The organism is Streptomyces sp. NPDC096079 (assembly GCF_040303145.1).
Lineage (GTDB): Bacteria > Actinomycetota > Actinomycetes > Streptomycetales > Streptomycetaceae > Streptomyces.
The window spans coordinates 133,912-156,390 of record NZ_JBEOST010000012.1 but is presented as its reverse complement, the minus strand read 5'-3'; the positions used below and the strand labels follow the sequence as shown (position 1 = coordinate 156,390).

At 73.1% G+C, this 22,479-nt stretch carries 16 protein-coding genes; 8 read left to right on the top strand and 8 right to left on the bottom strand.

What is annotated here, in order from left to right:
- Positions 1 to 19 precede the first annotated feature (19 nt).
- From ABTY59_RS24085 to ABTY59_RS24070, 4 genes are all read left to right on the top strand, one after another.
- Positions 20 to 847: an FAD binding domain-containing protein gene (locus ABTY59_RS24085; RefSeq protein ID WP_352021074.1), complete on the top strand. Its 828-nt coding sequence runs from the start codon at positions 20 to 22 to the stop codon at positions 845 to 847.
- On the top strand, positions 844 to 3,570 hold the full coding sequence (locus ABTY59_RS24080; RefSeq protein ID WP_352021073.1) for a molybdopterin-dependent oxidoreductase: 2,727 nt from the start codon (positions 844 to 846) through the stop codon (positions 3,568 to 3,570). The genes ABTY59_RS24085 and ABTY59_RS24080 overlap by 4 nt, the downstream gene beginning before the upstream one ends.
- Entirely contained in the window at positions 3,567 to 4,538 is a 972-nt protein-coding gene (locus tag ABTY59_RS24075) for an antibiotic biosynthesis monooxygenase (protein ID WP_352021072.1), read from the top strand. Before ABTY59_RS24080 ends, ABTY59_RS24075 begins: the two co-directional genes overlap by 4 nt.
- Before the next feature lie 184 nt (positions 4,539 to 4,722).
- On the top strand, positions 4,723 to 5,379 hold the full coding sequence (locus tag ABTY59_RS24070) for a hypothetical protein (RefSeq protein WP_352021071.1): 657 nt from the start codon (positions 4,723 to 4,725) through the stop codon (positions 5,377 to 5,379).
- On the opposite strand, the gene ABTY59_RS24065 is transcribed toward ABTY59_RS24070, so the two are convergent.
- Positions 5,361 to 6,254: an alpha/beta fold hydrolase gene (locus ABTY59_RS24065; protein WP_352021070.1), complete on the bottom strand. Its 894-nt coding sequence runs from the start codon at positions 6,252 to 6,254 to the stop codon at positions 5,361 to 5,363. The two genes, ABTY59_RS24070 and ABTY59_RS24065, sit on opposite strands and share 19 nt — an antisense overlap.
- Before the next feature lie 130 nt (positions 6,255 to 6,384).
- Here ABTY59_RS24065 and ABTY59_RS24060 point away from each other — a divergent pair, with 130 nt between their 5' ends.
- The 4 genes from ABTY59_RS24060 to ABTY59_RS24045 all read left to right on the top strand — a co-directional run bounded on the left by ABTY59_RS24060 (position 6,385) and on the right by ABTY59_RS24045 (position 13,879).
- The gene (locus ABTY59_RS24060) at positions 6,385 to 7,971 is read left to right on the top strand and encodes an FAD-binding oxidoreductase (protein ID WP_352021069.1); all 1,587 of its coding nucleotides are present in this window, start codon (positions 6,385 to 6,387) and stop codon (positions 7,969 to 7,971) included.
- Between the two features lie 198 nt (positions 7,972 to 8,169).
- Positions 8,170 to 9,075, top strand: coding sequence for an arginase family protein (locus tag ABTY59_RS24055; protein ID WP_352021068.1), 906 nt, complete (start codon positions 8,170 to 8,172; stop codon positions 9,073 to 9,075).
- Between the two features lie 260 nt (positions 9,076 to 9,335).
- The gene (locus tag ABTY59_RS24050; protein ID WP_352021067.1) at positions 9,336 to 12,443 is read left to right on the top strand and encodes a phosphocholine-specific phospholipase C; all 3,108 of its coding nucleotides are present in this window, start codon (positions 9,336 to 9,338) and stop codon (positions 12,441 to 12,443) included.
- Positions 12,444 to 12,619: 176 nt separating this feature from the next.
- Entirely contained in the window at positions 12,620 to 13,879 is a 1,260-nt protein-coding gene (locus tag ABTY59_RS24045; protein WP_352021066.1) for an FAD-dependent oxidoreductase, read from the top strand.
- Positions 13,880 to 13,908: 29 nt separating this feature from the next.
- On the opposite strand, the gene ABTY59_RS24040 is transcribed toward ABTY59_RS24045, so the two are convergent.
- The 7 genes from ABTY59_RS24040 to ABTY59_RS24010 all read right to left on the bottom strand — a co-directional run bounded on the left by ABTY59_RS24040 (position 13,909) and on the right by ABTY59_RS24010 (position 22,459).
- A complete protein-coding gene (locus ABTY59_RS24040) occupies positions 13,909 to 14,739 on the bottom strand; it encodes a DUF1295 domain-containing protein (RefSeq protein ID WP_352021065.1) in 831 nt (276 codons plus the stop codon).
- Between the two features lie 49 nt (positions 14,740 to 14,788).
- Entirely contained in the window at positions 14,789 to 16,060 is a 1,272-nt protein-coding gene (locus ABTY59_RS24035; RefSeq protein WP_502995416.1) for a class I SAM-dependent methyltransferase, read from the bottom strand.
- A 14-nt stretch (positions 16,061 to 16,074) separates the two neighbouring features.
- Complete coding sequence (locus ABTY59_RS24030) at positions 16,075 to 16,848, bottom strand: DUF1365 domain-containing protein (RefSeq protein ID WP_502995415.1); 774 nt, start codon at positions 16,846 to 16,848, stop codon at positions 16,075 to 16,077.
- Positions 16,845 to 18,101 (bottom strand): NAD(P)/FAD-dependent oxidoreductase, encoded by a 1,257-nt coding sequence (locus ABTY59_RS24025; RefSeq protein WP_352021064.1) that lies wholly within the window; start codon positions 18,099 to 18,101, stop codon positions 16,845 to 16,847. Before ABTY59_RS24025 ends, ABTY59_RS24030 begins: the two co-directional genes overlap by 4 nt.
- A 259-nt stretch (positions 18,102 to 18,360) precedes the next feature.
- Positions 18,361 to 20,727, bottom strand: a complete 2,367-nt coding sequence (locus ABTY59_RS24020) for an ATP-binding SpoIIE family protein phosphatase (protein ID WP_352021063.1) — start codon at positions 20,725 to 20,727, stop codon at positions 18,361 to 18,363.
- A 158-nt stretch (positions 20,728 to 20,885) separates the two neighbouring features.
- On the bottom strand, positions 20,886 to 21,617 hold the full coding sequence (locus ABTY59_RS24015; RefSeq protein ID WP_502995414.1) for an ATP-grasp domain-containing protein: 732 nt from the start codon (positions 21,615 to 21,617) through the stop codon (positions 20,886 to 20,888).
- Between the two features lie 182 nt (positions 21,618 to 21,799).
- Positions 21,800 to 22,459, bottom strand: a complete 660-nt coding sequence (locus ABTY59_RS24010) for a hypothetical protein (protein WP_352021062.1) — start codon at positions 22,457 to 22,459, stop codon at positions 21,800 to 21,802.
- Positions 22,460 to 22,479 lie beyond the last annotated feature (20 nt).

Sequence of the window (22,479 nt, the reverse complement as noted above, 5' to 3'; positions counted from 1 at the left end):
GTGAGGGAACTCGATACCCATGGACCTGAACACCGTCGCCGAAGTGGTCCGGCGACCGGCCGACCCGCCGGGATCCGCCTGGCGCGAGGGGGACGCCTGGCTCGCGGGCGGCACCTGGCTGTACTCCGTGGAGCAGCCCGAGCTGCGGCGCCTGATCGACCTGACGTCGTTGCCCTGGGACCCCCTCGTCCCGAGCGACGCGGGGCTGGAGATCGGTGCCACGTGCACCATCCGCGACCTGTACGCCTTCGCCCCGCCGGCCGACTGGACCGCCGGTGCCCTGATCCCGACGGCCTGCGAGGCGTTCCTGTCCTCGTTCAAGGTCTGGAACGCGGCCACCGTCGGCGGAAACATCTGCATGTCGCTGCCGGCCGGCCCGATGATCACGCTCGCGGTCGCGCTGGAGGCCCGGTACGAACTGTGGGGACGCGACGGGGCCGTACGCACCGTCGACGCCCTCGACTTCGTCACCGGGGACCACCGCAACGTCCTTGCGCCGGGGGAGATACTGCGCCGGATCGACGTGCCGGCGCACGCCCTGCGGAAGCGGTCCGCGCACCGCCGCTTCACGCTGACGAAGCTCGGTCGCTCGACCGTGTTCCTCATCGGCACGCACACCCCCGGAACCAGCGACCTGCTGCTCACCGTGACCGCGGGCACCGCACGGCCCGTCCGGTTCGCCTTCCCGGCCATGCCCGACGCCCACACCCTGCGGGAGAGCGTCGACGCCATCCCCGCCGACCTGTGGTTCGCCGACCCCAACGGGACTCCCGACCACCGGCGTCACCTGACCCGGCACTTCGCCGAGGAGATCCGCGGCGAACTCATCCACGGGGGCACGGCATGAACTACCTCGTCAACGGACGGAGCTTCGAGACGGAGCCGCGGCCCGGCCAGTGCCTGCGGACCTTCCTGCGCGGCCTGGGCCACCTCGGCGTCAAGAAGGGATGCGACGCGGGCGACTGCGGTGCGTGCACGGTCTGGGTGGACGGCGCCCCCGTACACAGCTGCATCACCCCGGCGTTCCGCGCGGAAGGCCATGAGGTGACCACGATCGAGGGCCTCGGATCACACGGCGACCTGCATCCCGTGCAACGCCGGTTCCGGGACGCCCCGGGGTTCCAGTGCGGATTCTGCACCGCGGGAATGATCATGACGGCGGCGGCCCTCACCGAGGCGCAGCGGGAGGACCTGCCCCGCGCCCTGAAGGGCAACCTCTGCCGGTGCACCGGCTATCGCGCGATCGAGGACGCGGTCAAGGGCGTGGCGCACGTGCGGACGGCCGCTCCGGGCAAGGCCGTCGGAACGAGCGTCGGCCCGCCCGCGGCCGAGGACGTCGTGACCGGTCGGGCCGAGTTCACGATGGACACCCACAGGGAGGGCATGCTGCACCTGAAGGTGCTGCACTCACCGCACGCCCACGCACGGATCGTCTCGATCGACGCATCCGCCGCGCTCGCCGTCCCCGGCGTGCACCGCGTCTACACCTGGCAGGACGTGCCGCGCAGACGGTTCACCACGGCCATCCACACCGACCACCTGGTCGATCCGGACGACACCTACATCCTCGACGACACCGTCCGCTTCGTCGGACAGCGCGTCGCCGTCGTCCTCGCCGACACGGTCGCGGCGGCGGAGGAGGGCTGCCGGAGGCTGTCCGTCGCGTACGAGCCGCTGCCGGCGGTCTTCGACGCGGAGGAGGCCATGGCCGACGGGGCGCCCGCGCTGCACGACGCGGAGGACCCGTTCGTCCGGGACTCCGCCCACAACCTCCTGCTCGAACTCCACGCGCACATCGGGGACGTCGACGCGGGATTCGCGGAGGCCGACGTGGTCCACGAGGGCACCTACTCCTCGCCGCGCGTGCAGCACGCGCACCTGGAGACCCACGGCTCGATCGCCTGGATGGAGGACGGCCGGCTGAACGTGCGCACCAGTTCGCAGTCGCCCTCGATCGCGAAGGTCAAACTGGCCTACCTGTTCGCGCTGCGCCCGGACCGGCTCCGCGTGTTCTGCAAGCGTGTCGGCGGCGGTTTCGGCGGCAAGCAGGAGGTGATCTCCGAGGACCTCGTCGCCCTCGCCACCCTCGACACCGGGCGGCCCACCTCTCTCGAGTTCACCCGCGAGGAGGAGTTCACCACCGCCTCGCCCCGCCATCCCATGAGACTGACGGTCAAGCTCGGCGCGAGGAACGACGGCACCCTCACCGCGATCCAGGTCCGCAACGTGTCCAACACGGGCGCCTACGGCAACCACGGCGGGGAGACGCTCTACGCCGGTGGCGCCGCCGTCATGATCTACCGCTGCCCCCACAAGAAGTACGACGCCTTCTCCGTCTACACGAACACCGTGCCGAGCGGCGCCCTGCGCGGCTACGGGATGACCCAGCCGTCCTTCGCCGTGGAGTCCGCGATGGACGAACTGGCCGTCGCCCTGCACATGGATCCGCTCGAACTGCGCCGCCGCAACATCGTGCGCCCCGGCGATCCCCTCGTCGCGCTGCACGATGGTCCCGACGACGTCATGTTCAACGAGGACGGGCTCGCCCAGTGCATCGACCTCGTGGCCGGAGAGCTGGCCCGGACGGCCGACCAGCCCTCTCCCGGCCCCGAGTGGCTCGTGGGCACCGGCATGGCCGCCTCCCTGCACGAGACGGCACCCCCGACCGAGCACATCTCCGAGGCCTGGCTCACCCTGGGGGACGACCTCGTCTACGAACTCGCCATCGGCACCGTCGAGTTCGGTGAGGGAACGTCGACCGCGCACGTCCAGATCGCGGCCGACCAGCTGAGGACGACACCGTCACGGATCCGCCTGGTGCAGTCGGACACCGACCGTACGGGCTTCGACACCGGCGCCTTCGCGAGCGCCGGACTGTTCGTGGCGGGCAACGCCGTCCTCCGGGCGGCCGACGCGGTGCGCGACCGCATCCTGGAGTTCGCCGCCGCCCGGACGGGCGTCCACGTCGTGATGTGCGTCCTGGACGACGAGCACGTCGTCTGCGGGGAGGAACGCGTCCCCCTGGCCGACCTGGTCGCCCAGGCGAGGGCCCGGGGCATCCGGTTCACCGCCGCCCGCAAGGCCTACGGCTCGCCCCGCAGCGTCACCTCCAACACCCAGGGGTTCCGCATCGCGGTGCACCGGGTGACCGGGGAGATCCGGATCCTGCACAGCGTCCACGCGACCGACGCCGGTGTGGTCATCAACCCCGAACAGGTCCGCGGCCAGGTGGACGGTGGTGTCGCCCAGGGCATCGGATTCGCCCTGACGGAGAACTACCGGATCGACGCCGACGGGACCATGGCCAACCCGAACCTCCGCAACTACCGGATCCCCACCTACGCCGACGTCCCCCGCACCGAACTGCTCCTGGTCGGCTCCGTCGACTCCGTCGGCGCCCTGCACTCGAAGGGGATGGCGGAGTGCTGCATCAACCCGGTGGCGCCCGCGCTGGCGAACGCGCTCCGCGATGCCACGGGTGTCCGCTACCGCGAGCTGCCCCTCACTCCGGAGCGGATCTACAGCCGGCTGGGGGAGAACCAGTCGGCCCGGCCGGGCCCGGGACGATGACCACCGCGCCACGGGCGGACGCCGTCGCCACCGTCATCATCGGCCACAGGATCCGGCCCGGCATGGACCGGCAGTACGCGAAGTGGCAGGAGAGCGTGAACGCCGCCGCAGCCGACTACGCCGGGCACCTGGGCGCCGAAGTGTCCCCGCCGACGGAGCTGCAGCCCGACTGGGTCGTCGTCTACCGGTTCGACTCCGTCGCCCACCTGCAGGCCTGGATGAACGGCGCGACCCGGCAGCGGCTCCTCAACACCGGAGAGCGGTTCTTCGACGGCCCCGGGACCCAGCAGGTGATCACCGGCGGCAGCCGGCCCGCGGACCCGCTCGTGACCGTGGTGGTGACCCACCGGGTCCACCCGGACCACGTAGAGGACTTCCTCCGGTGGCAGCGCGCCATGAGCGAGGCGGAAGGCCGGTTCCCGGGCTACCGCGGCACGGAGCTCTTCCGCCCGATCGAGGGCCTTCAGGACGCATGGACGACCCTGTACCGGTACGACACCGGCGCCCACCTCGACGCGTGGCTGACCTCGGACGAACGGCGGCGGATGCTCGCCGAAGGGGCCAGGTTCGACGACTTCGAACTGCGCACGATCGAGAACTCGTTCGGCAGCTGGTTCGCCTTCGAGGAGAACGGCAGGGAAGCGCCGCCACCGTCGGAGACCAAGACCGCCATAGCCGTCTGGGTGGGCCTCTACCCGACCGTCGTCCTGCTGACGCTCGCCCTGTCCCCCCTGAAGCTTCCGCTCTGGATCGGGCTGCTGATAGGAAACCTCCTGTCGAGCCTCGTCATGAGCTTCTTCACGATGCCCCACTACGTGAACCGGCTGCTCAAGCGGTGGCTGTGGCCCGCGAAGGACACACCGCCGCTGCGGACCCACCTCGTCGGCCTCGGCGTCGTCGCGGGGACCCTCGGGTTCTGGGCGCTCGTCTTCTACCTCGTGACACGGCAGTTCTGGACCCTGCCCTGAACGCCGCCGCCCGAGCGGGCCCGCCAGGACCTGGTGGGTCGCGCCCGGGTTCGGGCACGATGAACCGGTCGGGGCTCCCGGGCCGTGCGCGGGGGCGGGGGAGCATCGTGCGAGACACGGGGGAGCGGTTGTGGGCTGGTTCGGGCGGGGTGGGCCGACGGTCGAGGTGGGAGTCCAACGGCGGGTGAGACGCAGCCCGTTGCTGTTCACGGTGCCCGTCGTGCTGCTCGTCGTGCTGACGGCGGTGCTCGGCTGGGAGGTCGCCAGGGCGAACGTGACGGCGGCGGCCCGGACCGAGTGGCCGTGGCGGCTGGAGCTGCTCGACATGGAGCCGCTGGGGAGCCTCCTCGCGGTCGCGGCCGGTGCGGTCCTCGCCCGGGCCCAGTACGCCCGTACCGTACGGCCGTCGCTGGGCTGGCGTGCCGACTGGACGACCGGGCACCTGCGGGGCGGCGTACCGGAGTGGCAGGTCGGTCTCCTCAACGGCGGCTCGCACACGGTGGTCGTCGAGGCCTACGAGTGCCGGGCCGTCCTGCGCGGCGAGGACCCGCGGGACACCGCGCCGTGGACCGACGTGCAGGGCGTGGCGGAGGCGCTGACCGGGGCGGGGCTCACCGTCGGCGAGGACTTCCAGCTGGTCACCATGGGGAACTTCCCGCTGGTGGGCACCGGTTCCTATGAGACGACGATGCTCGGCGCGTTCTCCCAGCGCTTCGTCGACGAGGTCGAGGCGCTCCACATCAGGGTCCGGGTCGGCGATGTCGTCGGGGACAGCCACGAGCGGATCCTCGACGCCCTGAAGGGCGCCCGCTCCGCCTCGTATCAGCGCCCGGCGCCCTGACCGTCCAGCCAGCGCAGGACGTCGGGCAGAGCCAGCTGGGCGGCGAAGTGCCCGGCGTCCGGTACGAGGACGGGCTCGGCGCCGGGGATCCTGCCGGCCAGCCACCGGGTGTGCGTCACGGGCGAGAAGGCGTCGTCGAGGCCGTGCCACAGCAGCACGGGCGCGGCCACGGAGGCGACGTCGAAGCCCCACGGGCGCACGAAGGCCAGGCAGTCGTCGAGCCATCCGTGGTGCGAGACCCGCAGGGCCTCCTCGTACGTGCGCAGCAGCACCGCGCGCACCCGGGGGTCCTCGACGACCCGCAGGTCGTGCGGGGAGAGACCGGCACGCAGGTCGTCGAGGAGACGCGCCGGGTCCTGCCGGATGGCGACGGCCCGGGTGACCAGGTCCCGTTCGAGCCCACCGGGGTCCCGCCCGTCCAGATGCGCGCGGGCCAGGCCGTACTCGCGGACGTTGAACGGGGTCATGCCCGCGGACCAGTCCAGACCGGCCGCGTCCGGCGGGGCGAGCCCGACCAGTACGGCGGCCGCCGTGACCCGGTCCGGAAGCAGCGCCGCGCACGCGAGCGCGTGCGGGCCGCCGCCGGACCGTCCGACGACCGCGAACCGCTCGACGCCGAAGGCGTCGGCGACGGCCGCCGCGTCCCGGGCGGCGTCGGCGACCCGGCGGCCGGGGGCGCGCCGGGACCCCCCGTAACCGGGGCGGTCGTAGGCGAGGAACCGGAAGCCGGGGTGCTGGGCGGCGACCCCGGGCAGCAGCGTGCCGAGCCGGGTTCCGGGCGTCCCGTGCAGGAGGAGCACCGGTGACCCCGAGGGATCGCCCCACTCCTCGGCCACCAGGAGCCGACCGCCGTCGCCGCGCACAGGCTGTCCCATGAGACCGAGCCTAGGGCCTGTCGTGCCGATCAGGCCGGGCTCCCGGCAGGAATCCAGGCCGGCGCGGAACCATCGCCCCTCCTGCGCACTCTGTCTCAGCGACGGCGGAGAATCGCGAACGGAGGCCACCTTGAACCGGCGCACACTGCTCACAGCGGGTACCGGCTACGCGGCGGCGGCCGCCTGGACGATGGCCACGGCCAACGGGCAGGCGAGTGCGGGAAGTCCGGCCGGCGGGCAGCGCCCCCTGGACCCTTCGTCCGCCGCGGCCCGCAGCCACGCCGTCGCGCCCGGCGCCGCCGACTGGTCCGCGCTCGACCGGGGCCTCCAGGGCGGTCTGATACGCCCGGGCGACGCCGACTACGCCACCGCCCGCCAGCTGTACAACACCCGCTTCGACCAACTGCGCCCCGCCGCCGTCGCCTACGTGGCCAACACCGCGGACATCGCGGAGTGCCTGGCCTTCGCGCGCCGCCACGGAACCCACGTCGCCATCCGCAACGGTGGTCACTCCTACGCCGGCTGGTCCAGCGGCAACGGACGCCTGGTCATCGACGTCTCGGCCCTGAAGTCCATCCGCAGCGCCTCCGGCAGCGCCGTCATCGGCGCCGGCGCCAAGCTCATCGACGTCTACACCGAGCTCGGCGCCAAAGGCGTCACCATCCCCGGCGGCTCCTGCCCCACGGTCGGCATCTCCGGCCTGACGCTCGGGGGCGGCCACGGCGTCGTCTCGCGCGCCTACGGGCTCACCTCCGACAACCTCACCGGCGCCCGCATCGTCACCGCCGACGGCAGGTCCCTCGACGTGTCCAAGGACCGGGAGCCCGAGCTGTTCTGGGCCCTGCGCGGCGCCGGGAACGGGAACTTCGGTGTCGTCACCGAGCTGCGGTTCCGCACCCACAAGGCCGCCGACGGCGTCACCGCGCACCTGACGTGGCCCTGGTCCAAGGCCGCCGCCGCACTCCGCTCCTGGCAGGAGTGGGGTCCCGGTCAGCCCGACGAGATCTGGTCGGCGCTGCACCTCTCCGCCGTCGCCGGCCGGACCCCCACCGTCTCCATCAGCTGCTTCTCGCTCGGCACGTACGGCGCCCTGCAGAACGCCGTCGACCGGCTGGCGGACCGCGCGGGCGGCCCCGGCTCCGCCTCCGGCGTCACCATGCGCCGCCGCGGCTACCTCGACACCATGCGGATGTACGCGGGCTGCGCGACGACGTCCACCACCCGGTGCCATCTGCCCGGCAAGGTCCCGGGGCGGCAGCCCACCGGTGTGCTCCAGCGGGAGACGTACGCCGCGCGCTCGGACTTCTACAACCGCTCGCTGAACGCCGCCGGCATCCGCGCGCTGCTCGACCAGGTCGAACGTCACGGGCGCAGCGGCGGCGGCGGTGCCGTGTCCGTCGCGCTCACCGCGTTGGGCGGGGCCGTCAACCGCGTCTCCCCGCAGACGACCGCCTTCGTCCACCGCAACTCGCGCTTCCTGGCGCAGTACACGGCCTCCTGGGCCGCGGGCCACGCCGCCGGGGCGGCGACCGCCTGGCTGGACGGCACCCACACCGCGATGCGCCGGTACGCCTCGGGCGCGGCGTACCAGAACTACACCGACGCGAGCCTGACGGACTGGCGCGCCGCGTACTACGGTGCGGCCGCCGACCGGCTGTCCGAGCTGAAGAGGCGTTACGACCCGAACCGGCTCTTCGAGTTCCCGCAGGCGCTGTGAGCCGGCGGGGAGGTGTCGTCACGGCGACGTGAGTGCCCGCCGCCTCGACGGTGAGGGGCGGTCCGGTCCCGGGGCCGGCCGCGCGCGCCGGGGCCTCCGGGGATTCCTCGGGGAGCTCGTCACCGGCGTCGGCCCCGCGTTTGACCGACGACGTCCCGGGCCGTTGCCTCCCGGCCCCGGCGCCGTGAGGATGGCCCCATGCGGAACACGGTGGTCATCGACGCCCCTTCCAATCTCGGCCTGCGCCCGCCCGCTCCCGGTACCGTGCCCGGCTGCTACAAGCTCGCCGGAGCGCTGCGCGAGAACGGCCTCATGAGGCGGCTCGGGGCGTTCGAGGGCGGGGTGGTCGTGCCGCCCAGGTACGACCGGGGCGACTGGCGGGAGGGCGACGGCGTGTTCAACGCGGCTGCTCTCGCCACGTACACCGTCCGGCTCGCCGACCGGATCGAACGCCACGTGGCGGCCGGGGACTTCACGCTCGTCCTGGGCGGCGACTGTTCCATCCAGCTCGGTGCCGCGCTCGCCCTGCGCCGGCTCGGCCGGTACGGCCTCGCCTCCGTCGACGCCTCCCCGGACTTCCGCAACCCGGACAACTCGGACCGGATCGGGGCGGCGGGCGGTGAGGAGCTGGCCCTGGCCACCGGTCGCGGCCAGCGGGACCTGACCGACCTGGAAGGTCTGCGCCCCTACCTCCGCGACGAGGACGTCCGCGTTCTCGGCACCCGTGACGTGTACGCGGACGACGCCGAGATCGTCCAGCTCCGGGAGGTGAAGGTCCCCGTCGTGACCGTGTCCGAACTGCGTGCGTGGGGGCCGGGGGAGCTCGGGTCCGCGACCGCGGTCAGTCTGGAGTCCTCGGCTCTGGACGGCTTCTGGGTGCACCTGGACGCCGACGTGCTCGACCCCACGGTGATGCCGGCCGTCGACAGCCCGGACCCGGACGGCCTCCTCCCGGACGAGCTGACCGCCCTGCTCCGCCCGCTGGTCCGTTCGCCGCGCTGCGTCGGTCTCAACGTCACCATCTACGACCCCGACCTCGACCCCGAGGGCACGGCAGGCGCGTTGCTCACGGACCTCGTCGTGGCGGCGCTCACCGACGGCTGACATCCGGCCGCACGGGGCGGGAGCACGCGACAGGCCGAGAACGCGGCACCGGCCGGATCATCGCGAGGCACCGGCCGGATCGCCACGCGGCGCCCGTGTGTGCCGCGTTGCTCACGGATCCGGCCGGAGTGCCCCGGTTCGGCGAGGGTGTTCGTCTTCCGTTCACCGGCGACCGGAGTCCGCGACTCCAAGATCTCGTACACATAACGCGTCTGGACCAAAGAGGTCCGGATGTGAAAGATCCAAGGAGTCCCCCCGTCATGCCTCCCTCCCCCGACGTCTCCCGTCGCGCGCTGCTCGGCGGTGCCGCCGGCGCCGCCGCGCTGGCCTCGCTGCCGTTCAGCGTGCGCGAGGCCCTCGCGGCGCCCGCCCGCCCGGGCCGGCTGGAAGACATCGAGCATGTCGTCGTTCTGATGCAGGAGAATCGTTCCTTCGACCACTACTTCGGAACCCTGCCCGGCGTACGCGGCATCGGAGACCGTGCCGCCGTCCGCGGCGTCAACGGCAAGTCCGTCTTCCACCAGCCGGACCCCTCCCGCCCCGAGGGCCACCTCGTCCCCTTCGCGATGAACGCGGCCCACACCAACGCCTACCGCAACGGCGCCCCCGCCTTCGGCTTCGTCGACTCCTTCCCGCTCTGGAACGACGGCCGGGCCGACGGCTACGTGACCGGCCGTACCAGCGGCTGGCTGGGGCACGGCTTCTACGAGCCCGCCGACATGCCGTTCTACAACGCGCTCGCCGGCACCTTCACGGTCTGCGACCAGTACCACGCGTCGGTCCAGTGCAACACGAACACCAACCGCGACCACTTCATGACCGGCACGAGCGGCGGCACGGTCAACGACACCGTCGTCTACAACAACAGCTCCATACCGGGCGGCTACACCTGGACCACGTACGCCGAGCGGCTCGAAGACGCCGGGATCAGCTGGAAGACGTACCAGGCCCGGGACAACTACGACGACAACGCCCTCGCCTGGTTCCGGCCGTTCCAGCAGGCCAAGCCCGGCGAGCCGCTCCACGACCGGGGCATGGCGATGGTCGGCGCCGCGGCCGACCAGGGCGACGGCCACAAGATGGGCGACGCGCTCGTCGAGGCGTTCCGCGCCGACGTCGCCGCCGACCGCCTGCCGCAGGTGTCCTGGATCGTCGCTCCGGAAGCCCTCTCCGAGCACGCCAGCTGGCCCCCGCCGTACGGCGAACACCTCACCGCGCGACTGATCGAGGCCCTCGCGGACCATCCCGAGGTCTGGGCCAAGACCGTCTTCATCCTCAACTACGACGAACACGGCGGCTTCTTCGACCACTGCATGCCGCCCGTGCCGCCGCTCTCCGCCGACCGAGGCAAGGCCACCATGTCCGTGGACGGCGAGGTCGTCGTCCGGGTGAAGCGGGCCGACGGCGCCATCGCCATGCGGGTCGTCTCCCAGGACGGCCGCTACCGGGTCCGCGCCGCCGACGGCGCCCTCACCTGGTCGGACACCCTGCCCGCCGGGGAGACCCTGGTCTCGGGACCGCACGCCATGGGCCTCGGCCTGCGGGTGCCGATGCTCGTCGTGTCCCCGTGGACCCGCGGCGGCGTCGTCGACTCCACCGTGCTCGACCACACCTCCGTCATCCGCTTCCTGGAGCGCCGCTTCGGGGTGCGCGAGCCCAACATCAGCGCCTGGCGCCGCTCCGTCGCCGGCGACCTGACGTCCGTCTTCGACTTCTCCGGCGAGGACATCGTCTGGCCCGAGCTGCCCGACACCGGCGGCAACGTGGCGAAGGCCGACGCGGCCGCCGGGAAGCCGTCGATCTCCGTTCCCTCGCCGCAGTTCCTCCCGCGCCAGCAGCGCGGCACCCGGCCCGCCCGCCCCGTGCCGTACGCCCTGTCGCTGCGCTCCAGGGTCCGCGACGGAGAGGTCGGGCTCGACCTCCGCAACAAGGGCCGCCAGGCCGCCGTCTTCCAGGTGTACGCGGAGCCCGGCAGCACCCCCGACTTCTACACCGTCGGCGCGGGCGAGCGGCTCTCCGGCAGCCGCGCGCTCCAGGGCGACACGTACGACCTGCGGATCCACGGCCCCAACGGCTCCCTGTGGGCCCTGCGCGGTGCCGCCGACGACGCCCTCGAGGCCCGGCTCAAGGAGGAGACCGAGGACGACCGCGCGTACGTCGAGATCGAGATCGAGAACCGCGGCCGACGCTCCCGCACCGTGCTCGTCGGCGATCTCGCCTACGGCGGCGGGGTCCGCGAGGTCCGGGTCGGGGCACGCGACGAGCGCACCGTGAAGCTGCGGGTACCGGCCGAGCGCTGGTACGACATCGCCGTGAGCGCCGCCGACGACCCCCGCTTCCTGCGCCGCTTCGCCGGCCGCTTCGCCGACCGGCAGCAGGGACACGGCCGGGGCCGCGCCCGTGGCGTCACCGACCCGGCGATGGGTCTCGCCGACGCCCTCACCGCCGAGGTCACCACGGCCGCCGGTGACGAGCCGGTCGTCGCGGGCGGGACCACGGCCCGCTTCACCGCCACCGTCACCCACCGCGGCCCCGCCGAACTCCACGACGTGACCGTCCTCCTCACGGTGCCGTCCGGATGGACGGCGAAGCCCGTCGCGGACGTCCCGCCGAGGACCCTGGCCCCCGGTGCCTCGTACGCCACCGACTGGGACGTCACCGCCCCCGCCGACGCCCCCGCGTACGGCTCCGCCCGGCTGCTCGCGGTCGCCCGCGGGCGCGCGGCCGACGGCCTGCGCCTCGCGGACGGCGAGATCCAGGCCCGGATCGCCCCGACCATGACCGGTCATCTGCTCGCGGAGGACTTCCAGTCCCTCGCCGGGAAGCTGGTCAAGCGCGGCCAGGTGCCGGGCTGGACGGCGACGGCGCCGGAGGGCTGGTCGGTCGTCAACGCGGCCGCGATGCCGCAGGGCACGCCGATGTTCCAGGGCTGGACCTTCCACACCCGGCGCTCCTGGTCCGCCGGCGCGCAGAACAGGCCGAACTTCACCCGGGGCCTCGGCATCGTCGCCGTCGCCGACCCGGACGACTGGGACGACACGGGCGCCCCCGCGAGCAAGGGCCGCTTCGACTCGACCCTGGTCTCGCCCGCGGTCCCGATCCCGGCCGGCCGTACGACGCTCCGGGTGGAATTCGACTCCCACTACCGGCAGGAGGGCGACCAGAAGGCCGAGGTCCGCGCGGTCTTCGACACGGGCGTGGAGCAGACCGTGCTGCGGTACGGCCCCGGTTCGCCGGACGCCGAGAACACGTCCGTCGGCCAGGACCTCACCGTCCCGGCGGGCGCGCGCACGGTGACCCTCCGCTTCCGGATGTACGACGCCGGGAACAACTGGTACTGGGCGGTGGACCACATCCGCGTGCGCTGACGCGCACCCGGGCGGTGACCGAAGCCTCCGGTCACCGCCCGGAGCCGCATCCAGGCACGGTCCCGGTGCGGAAGAGGAGAGGACGGCGCCGTCCGCGGTGCCGTCCCGGATCACCGCGGGCCCGTCGCGACGCCACACACCGACGGCGGGCGCGTGGCCTACAGAGGGGCACACCCATGGTCGCGTCAGTCGGAGGACGTCTCGACGTCATCGTCGTCGGAGCCGGCGCGGCCGGCCTCGCCTGTGCCGCGGACCTCGCCGCGCGCGGGCTCGCCGTCCGCCTCGTGGAGGCCGACGCGTCGCCCGGTGGACGGATGCGCACCGACCGTGTCTCCGGGTTCACGGTCGACCGCGGATTCCAGGTGTTCAACACGGCCTACCCGCAGGTCGGGAAGCGTCTCGACCTGCGCGGGCTGCGGCTCCGGCGCTTCACCCCCGCCGTACTCGTCGCGACCCCGCGCGGGATCCGGCGGTTCACCGATCCCAGCCGTGATCTCCGTGGCGGCAAGGACCTGCTGGCGGGCCGCGTGGCCGCGCCGAGGGACGTGCTCGCCGTGGGGGCCCTGTCGGCCCGGGACGTGCTGGAGCCGACGGCCCGGCTGCGTTCCCGGCCCGACACCACCACGCACGTCACCCTCAGGAAGGCCGGGATCTCCGAGGAGCTGATCGAGACGTTCTTCCGGCCCTTCCTGTCCGGTGTCTTCCTCGAAGAGGACCTGGACACCTCGGCACGCGTCTTCCATCTCGTCTGGCGCACCTTCCTGAGAGGCACTCACTGCCTGCCCGCCGACGGAATCCAGGCGGTGCCCCTCCAGCTCGCCACCGCACTGCCGTCCGGCGTGCTGCTCACCGAGGCACCGGTCGAGAGCCTCACCGACGGGGGAGTGCGGCTCGCCGACGGCACCGAGGTCGACGCCCGGTGCGTCGTCGTGGCCGCGGGCCCGCGCGCCGCGGCCCGTCTGCTGCCGGGCCTGGAGATCCCCGCGGGCCGCACCGTGAGCACGGTCTACCACGCGGCCGAACGCTCCCCGCTGACCGAACCGACGCTCGTCGTGGACGCCCGTCGGCGCTTCCTGAACACCTGTGTCCTGACCGAGGTGCACCCGCACTTCGCGCAGGACGGCCGGGCCCTGATCTCGACCTCGGTCCTGGGAGACCTCTCTCCGGAACGGCACGGGCGGCTCCTCGCGGCTCTCGCCGAGGTGTACGGGGTGGACACCGCCACCTGGGAGACGGTGCACCGGACCACGGTGCCCGACGCGCTGCCGGCCATGCCCCCGCCCCATCCGTTGTCGCGCACGACGCGGGTTCGCACCGGCCGTTACGTCTGCGGCGACCACCGGGCCACGGGGTCGCTCCAGGGTGCGCTCGCGTCCGGCGCCCGCGCCGCCCGGGAGGTCCTGGCCGACCTCGACGGGGGCCGGAAGCAGCCCTGAGCCCGCAGCGATGGTGCGTCGAAAAGCCGTCACGGCTCGCCGGGACGCGGCGGACGGGCGGTCCGTCGTGGGGGACGCGGGAAGAAGCCGCTCGTCCGCGCGCGGTATTCGGCGTAACCGGGGCGTTGTGCCATGTGGTTCTCGAGGAGTCGCTTGCCGCTCCCGAAGACGAGGAGCCCGCTCATCACGAGCGGGGAGACCAGGGTGAGCAGGGCGCTCTGCCACGAGACGCACGCCGTCAGGTAGAGGCCCCACCACACGAGGAAGTCGCCGAAGTAGTTGGGGTGGCGGGTCCAGCTCCACAGGCCCCGGTCCATGATCCGCCCCTTGTTCGCGGGGTCGGCCTTGAACCGGGCGAGCTGGTGGTCCCCCGTCGCCTCGAAGAACACCCCGGCCGCCCACAGCGCCAGTCCGGCACCCGCCGTCGCGTCCAGGGGCCGGGGCGCGAGCGAGGCGACCTGGACGGGCAGCGAGACGAGCCAGACCAGGCCGCCCTGGAGGAGATAGACGGTGCGCAGGGCGTAGAGGCTTCGGTTGCCCCGGGCCCGGTCCAGCATCCGCGCGTACCTCGGGTCCTCGCCGTGCCCCCGCCCCCGTCGCGCGATGTGGACCGCGAGCCGCAGCCCCCACACGACGGTGGCGAGCGTGACGGCGGCCCTGCGGCCGTCGTCGCCGTACCCGTCGGAGAGGAACCAGGACACGACGGCCACGGCGGCGAAGGCGACACCCCACGCCACGTCGACGATCCGGTGCAGGCCCCTGGTGTTCCCGATGACGAACGTGATCAGCATGACGGCCGTCGCCGTGCCGGCCGAGGCGGCCAGGAGCACCGCGAGGGCGCCGGTGTCGATGCCCGTCATGCGCGCGCGCCTCGCCCGTGACGGTCGTGAAGGTCCGGCTCCATCGTTCCTACCCCTCCTGACCGCCGGTCGTGGTGAGCACGATCTGGCGTACGTCGAGGTAGTGGGCGCGGAAGCCGGCCTCGGAGTAGGCGAGGTAGAGCTCCCACATGCGCCGGAAGACGCGGTCGAAGCCGAGTGCCTCGACGGCCTTCTCCTGGTCCAGGAACCTCTCGCGCCACAGCCGGAGCGTCTCGGCGTAGTGCTCGCCGTAACCGGCGTCGTGGACGATCCCGAGGCCGGCCGCGGCACTGTGCCGGGCGATGGCCTCCCGGGAGGGGATGAGGCCGCCGGGGAAGACGTACTTGCTGATCCAGGTGTGGGTGCGGGCGGTGACGAGCATCCGGTCGTGCGGCATGGTGATGGCCTGGAGCACGGCGCGGCCGCCGGGCGCCAGGAGGTCACGCAGGGACCCGAAGTAGCCGGGCCAGTACTCGGGGCCGACGGCCTCGATCATCTCCACGCTGACCACGGCGTCGTAGCGTCCGCTCGTCCGCCGGTAGTCGCGGAGTTCGACGTCGACCCGGTCGGAGAGACCGGCGGCCCGGACGCGTTCCACCGCCTTGGTCCGCTGCTCGGCGGAGAGCGTGATGGTACGGACGTGGGCCCCGCGGGCGGCGGCGCGCAGCGCGAGTTCGCCCCAGCCCGTGCCGATCTCCAGGAGCCGGGTGCCGGGGCCGACCCGTGCCAGGTCGAGGAGCCGGTCGATCTTCCGGTGCTGGGCGGCCTCCAGGTCGGCGGCCCGGGCGGGCAGGGAGTCGAACACCGCGGACGAGTACGTCAGGCCGGGATCGAGGAACAGCGCGAAGAGTTCGTTGGACAGGTCGTAGTGGCGGTGGATGTTCCGACGGGCTCCGTCGAGCGAGTTGCGGTCGTTCCGGGGCCTGTGGTGCACCCAGGCGCCGCGCAGCCGGCGGAGCGGTGCCGGGGCGAGGTCGTCGACGTGACGCGCGAGGACCGTGAGCAGACCGACGAGGTCGTCACTGTCCCATTCGTCGGCCATGTAGGACTCGCCGAAGCCGATGAGTCCGTCCGCGCCGATGCGTCGGTGGAAGGCCCGGGGGTCGTGGAGCGTCAGCGTGGGCGCGGACGACGAGCCGTCCGCCGACGACAGGTCCCGGGGGGTGACCGTCCGCAGCGGCAGGCGGCTGAGGGCGCGCTCCACGAGCGTGCGCGCGACGGCGGTGCGCAGAGCGGAGGCGCGGGGGAGCCGGGCCACGTCCGGCCAGCGTTCGGCGTCGATCGGAAGGAGGCCGGGTTCGGTGGCTCGTGCGGAGACCAAGGGCGACAGGAGTGTCACAGCATGCCTTCTTGAGGGGGAGGGGTGGGCCGGGGCCGGACGGGAAGTCCCTTGAGGTAGAGGCGGATCCCATGGAGGCGGATGCCGAGGGAGACGGCAGCGGTCGACCACGGGTGACGGAGCGCGGCGGCGAGGAGCGTCCGGGTCCCCGCGGGGCGGTGGGTGCCGACGACGGTCGCGGTCAGCGGGCGGTGACCCGCCCCGTACCGGAGCTGGACGGTGAGGTCCAGTCGGTCGCCGGGGAGGGGCAGACGCATCCGGTAGGAGCCCTCGGCATCGAGGAACGGCGACACGTAGAAGACCTTGGGTGTCTCGTCGCGGCCCTGGGCGTCGGGTCGCAGGAGGTAGCAGTGGCGCTGCCCGTAGGTGTTGTGCACCTCCGCGACGACGCAGACCAGGCGCCCCGCGCCGCTGTGGCACCAGTACAGGGTGAGCGGGTTGAAGACGTGCCCGAGGACACGTGCGTGGCCGAGCATCAGGACCGTTCCGTCGGCGTCGGGAACGCCGTTGGCCCGGAGGAAGGCGTCCAGGCCGGCGCGCAGGGTGGGCGCGTTCCCGCCGAAATGGTCACGGGGGTCGAACCGGGCGAGCGGACGGAGCACGCGGGGAAGGCGGGGGAGGGCGTCGAGGTCGACCAGCCAGAAGTACGTGCGGTGGCGGAACCCGTACCGCACGGGGGCGACCCGCGTGTGGACGACCTCGCTCCGGTAGAGGGCGGGGACGCGGGGGAGCGTACCGCCCCCTCCGGTTCCCGCTGATCGCCCGCTCACCACGTCACCCCGAGGGCCCGGGCCGCCTCGACTCCCGACCGGCAGCCGTCCTCGTGGAAGCCCCAGCCGTGATAGGCGCCGGCGTACGCCGTGACAGAGGTGTTGAGACCCGGCAGGAGGCGTTGGGCCGCGACGGATCCAGGCGTGTACACGGGATGCTCGTACGTCATGCGGGCCAGGACCGTGGAGTCGTCGACCCGGTCACCGGGATTGAGCGTCACGATGTGGGGCTCGGCGGCGGTGAGGCGCTGGAGCCGGTTCATGTCATAGCTGACCTGGACCGATTCGGGACGAGCCGTGCACGTGGGAAGCCAGTAGTTCCAGGACGCGCGCGCGTGCGGACTCCGTGGCAGGAGCGAGGTGTCGCGGTGCAGCACGGTCGGGTTCCGGGAGTAGGCGAACGCTCCCAGGGCCCGTCGTTCCCGCGCGGTCGGGTCGGCGAGGAGCCGCAGAGCCTGGTCGGGGTGGACCGCGAGGACGACGGCGGAGTGGGTGGTCGATTCGCCGTCCTCGGTGACGACCCGGGCGTGGTCCGGGCCGCGCAGGACGGAGCGGACCGGCGTGGCGGTCCGGACGGCGGTCAGACCCTTGGCCACGCGCTCGACGTAGGCGGAGGAGCCTCCGGTGACCGTCTTCCACTGCGGCGACCCCGTCACCGACAGGAGCCCGTGGTGGCCGAGGAACCGGAAGAGGTACGCCGCGGGGTAGCGGAGCGAGGTCTCCGGTGCGCACGACCACACCGACGAGACGAGGGGGATCGCGAAGTGGCTGACGAAGTAGGCCGTGAACGTGTGCGCCCGGAGGAAGTCCCCCCATGTCATCGTCTCGTCGCCGGCGTCGAGCAGGCGGCGCGCGGCCCGGTGGAAGCGGGGAACCTCGGCGAGCATGCGCAGATGGGCCGGGCGCCGCAGGTTGCCGCCGCCCAGGAGACCCCGCGGACCTCGGGCGCCGGCGTACTCCAGTCCGCAGCCGTCACACCGTACGGACATGCTCATCTCCGCGTCCTGGGTCGTCACCCCCAGTTCCCGGAAGAGCCGCAGGAGGTGGGGGTAGGTCCGCTCGTTGTGGACGATGAACCCCGAGTCGACCCGGACGACGCCACCCTCACGCAGGGGCAGCTCATGGGTGTGGGCGTGCCCTCCGAGGCGGTCGTCGGCCTCGTACAGGGTGACGTCGTGCGCGCGCGCCAGGATGTGGGCGGCCGTCAGCCCGGCCACCCCCGCCCCCACCACCGCGATGTTCCGGCGGTTCATCTGCCCACCCCTCCTTGCCGTGACCTGGGACCGCGGGCAAGAGCTGTCGGTCGGAGGCTGTGCGGAGCCGCTCCTCGATCGTGACGTCGTGTCCTGCCCTCGTTCGTCAGCCTCTTCCAGGCCGACGACACGCAGCAACCCGCATCGGTTGTGCGTCGATAGGGCAGGATGCACCGCCCCCCACGGCGGCGAGCGGGACCCTCGGCGTCCCTTCCGCCGGGCGCGCGGGACCCGAGCCGTCGGCGTCGAGCCCGAGGCCTCAGCGCCGCGACGGCAGGGACTGCTCCGTCCAGATGGTCTTGCCCGTGCGCGTGTACCGGCTTCCCCACCGGTCGGCGAGCTGCGCGATCAGGAACAGCCCGCGGCCCCCCTCCTCCGTCGCGTGCGCGCGGCGCATACGGGGCTGGGTGCTGCTGCCGTCGGACACCTCGCAGATCAGCGTCGACGTACGGATCAGCCGGAGCGAGATCGGCCCGCCCGCGTACCGGATGGCATTGGTGACGAGCTCGCTGGCCACCAGCTCGGTGGTGAAGGCGAGCTCGTCCAGGTCCCACCGGGTCAGCTGGTCGAGCACATGGGCCCGCGCCTCGGACACCACCGACGGATCCGCCGCGAACGTCCAGGCGGCGGTGGACTCCGCCGGGACCCCGCGGACCGCCGCGAGCAGCAGCGTCACGTCGTCCGACAGCGGAGCCGGCACGAGTCGCCGGACCACTTCGGGGCCCACCTCCTCCAGGGTCCGCCCGGACCCGAGCGACCCCAGCGCGTCGCGGAGGGCCTCCATCCCCTCGTCCAGATCGGAGTGCCCCCGCTCGATCAGGCCGTCGGTGTAGAGCGCGAGGACACTGCCGTCCCTCACCTCCGTCTCGACGGGTTCGAACGGCAGCCCGCCGACCCCGAGCGGTGGACCGGGGCTGAGATCGACGTAGACGACACCGCCGTCGGGATCCACCAGGGCGGGCGGCGGATGCCCCGCGCTGGCCACGACACACCGCCGGGTCACCGGGTCGTACGTCATGTAGAGGCAGGTGGCGCCGAAGGAGCCGAAGGGGATCTCGGTGCCCGGCGGCCGCGTGGCCTCCGCACCGTCGGCGTCGATGACGAACTGGGACACGAGGTCGTCCAGATGCGTCAGCAGTTCGTCGGGCTCCAGGTCGAGGTCCGCGAGCGTCCGCACGGCGGTACGCATGCGAGCCATCGTCGCGGTCGCCTGGAGACCGTGCCCGACGACGTCGCCGACCACGAGGGCGACCCGTCCGGACGACAGCGGGATGACGTCGAACCAGTCACCGCTGACACCCGTCGCCGTGTCGGTGGGGAGGTAGACGCTCGCGGTGTGCACCGTGGACGTGTCGGTCGTGGCGGAGGGCAGCAGACTCCGCTGCAGACCCACCGCCGCGTTCCGCTCGCGGGCGTAGCGGCGCGCGTTGTCCACGACCAGAGCCGTACGCGAGGCGATCTCCTCCAGGAGGGCGAGGTCGTCGTCGGTGAACGACGGCCGGCTCTCGTCCCGCCCGACCCGGATCCGGCCGAGGAGCGCCCCGCGTGCCCGCAGCCACACGGTCATGCCGTGCGCGAGTGCGCCGACCGCGTCAGGACGGCCGGTGCTCGCCTGCGCGGTGTGCGGCCGCACCCGGCCCGTGAGCACGCCGCCGGTGTCCACCTCGTACGTGACGGAACCGAGCAGGCCGGCGGCGATCCCGGCCACCGCGGTGCGGCGGAGCACATGCCGACGGCGGTGCTCGGGAGCCGGCTCCTCGTGCGTGAACACCGCCTCGGCGACCTCGACGACGACCACGTCGGCCAGCGCCGGAACGAGCACGCCGACGAGGTCGCGGGTGGTCTCCTCGGCGGAGAGGTTCGTGCTGAGGACGCTGGTGGCCCGGTGCAGCAGGTCGAGGCGACGACGCGAGAGCCGTTCCTCCGTGACGTCGACGAACAGGGCCGTCACGCCCGTCACGAACTCGTTCGCCTCCTGGAGGCGGAAGGCGGAGAGCGCCATGGTCCGTCCGTGACCCGGGTCGACCAGCGTGCGGACCTCGACGTCGACCGCGACCAGCGGAATCCCGGTCGTCAGCACCTCGCGCAGCCGGGAGTCGATCACGCGGGCGTCCGACTCCCGGAGGAACTCGGTCAGCCGGGCCCCGTACAGATCGCCCGGGAGACCCGTGTACGGGAGGAGGTGCGTGTTCGTCCTCACCAGGCGCAGACCGTTGTCGAAGACCGCGAGACCGATCCGGTCCTGGAGGAACAGCTCCCGCATGAAGGCATGGCCCTGACGCCACTGCGACACCAGGGCACGGGGAGCGCCCAGCACCAGGAACCGGGGCGGGGAACCGCCCAGCCCGTCGGTCAGCGGCAGGACACGGAAGTCCACCTCGCCCGCGCCGTCCGCGGCGAGCTCCGCGCGCCCCTCCCACACCGGTCCGTCACGCTGCTCCATGACCGTCCGCCAGCTCCCCGGAACCGCCAGGAGCTCCCGGACCAGCCGCCCGTGCAGGTCCCGCGCCGACCGCCCCAGCAGGTTCTCCGCCGCGGGTGTGCACCCCAGGACGGTCCCCCGGGCGTCCACCACGAGAGCGGCGGCGTGCCCCACGTCGAGGAGGTCGTCGCTTCCCGAGGTCATCGGAGGGCACCGTCCGTTCCGTGCATGGTGAGCGGCTGCGACCACCGCTCCCCACCACTGTGCCCGGGCGCCCGCCGCACGGCACGCCGTACTGTGCCGAATGGCCACCGTCGCGGCGCACCCCGGGCGCGACCACGCCCCACCGGCGTCTCACCGGATCAGTGCCGCACGAAGGGCAGATCCCCGGGCCGCACCGCCTCGCGCGGCCCCGCAGCCCGCAGCACCACGTCCAGCACGCGCGCCGGGTCGGCGGCGTACGCGTGGGAGAACCACGCCATGTTCGCCTCGACCACCGCCCACCGGTGGCCCGGACGGTACGGGTCGAGGAGCTGCCCGACGTCCACGACGACGGCGCTCGGGAGGGCGGTCCCGGCCTCGGCGACCAGACGCTCGACGAACGCCGCGATCTCCCCGGCGACCGCCCCTCGGCCGTCGAGCGGGCCGGGGTCCAGCCGGCCGAACACCGCGTACCGACTGCCCGTGGCGATCCGGCCGTCCAGCAGGAACAGCCGGTACTCGGCGGCGAAGGTCACCACCTCGGAGAGCAGCACCGGAGTCGACGGGTCCAGATCGGCGGGCAACCGGGAGCCGTCGGCGTAGACGTCCGCGGGGAAGGACTTGTCCCGCGGCGGTTTCACGAACGTCGGCCGCCCGACCGCCCACGCGTCCGCGAGGGTCGCCGCACGGACCGTGCGCCCGGTGAAATCCTCCGGCAGCCGGGCGAGCCAGTCGTCCGCCGGTTCGAGCAAGGCGAACCCGAGCCGTCCGGCCAGCCGCGCCCCCGCCACCGGACCGCCGTACCAGTACGCCGGTCCCACCGCCGCACCGACCTCCTCCGCGGCCGGCACCTTCATTCCCCGCCGCGTCGCCTCAGCGGCCAAGAGCTCCATCGTCGACGTCCGCCGACCGGGCATGACCAGCACCGCGCCCCTCCTTCACCACGTACGAAGCCGCCACGGTAGAGCCCCGGCGTCCCGGCCACACCCGAGTATTCGGCCCCGGGGCAAGGACGGGCGGCCCTGCCCCGACCGACGCGTTCGCCGCCCGGGGCGGTCTCGGCGAAGGGCAGCGCTCAGCCGCCGGCCCCGTCCACCAGCCCGCCGCGGGCGAGGGCACGGGCCGCGGCGGACGGGTCCGGCCCGTCCCCGTCAGGATCGCGGAGGCGCGCCAGCAGCGCGTCCACGTCCCGGAGCCGGCCGGCCTCCGCCTCGGTGAGGACGGTGTCGGCGTCGGGCCCGCCGTCCACCGGTACGAGGCGTTCGGCCAGCAGGCCGACCGCCTCCGTACGGACGGCGAGCGCGCTCATTCCGCAGTCCAGGCCGTCGTCGTCGAGGCTGTCGGGGTAGGGCGCGCGGGCCCAGGCGCCGTCCTCGAACCAGTAGACGCAGCCGAGCTCGTTGCCCGACAGCCGGTCCCGCAGCTCGTCCCACGGCAGCCACGCCGGGCCGCCCGCGAACATGTCGATCGGCGGCTCGTGCCACTTCACCCCGCTCGACTCGTCCTCGCCGTACAGCACGTAACGGCCCTCGCCCATGCGGGACATCACCCACCACGTGCAGCCCGCGTCGTCCCAGTGGAGTCCGTCGTCGTCGATCCAGCGACCGACGCGGTGCACGCCGGGCACGCGCTCGTCCGCGCTGGTCGCCGCGAGCGCGGCGACGAGCGCCCAGCGGGCCCACAACTTCTCGGCGGGCGGAAGGTCCTCCGGCAGTCCCGGACGGTTGATCGTCATGGCGACCACCGTACGGGCCG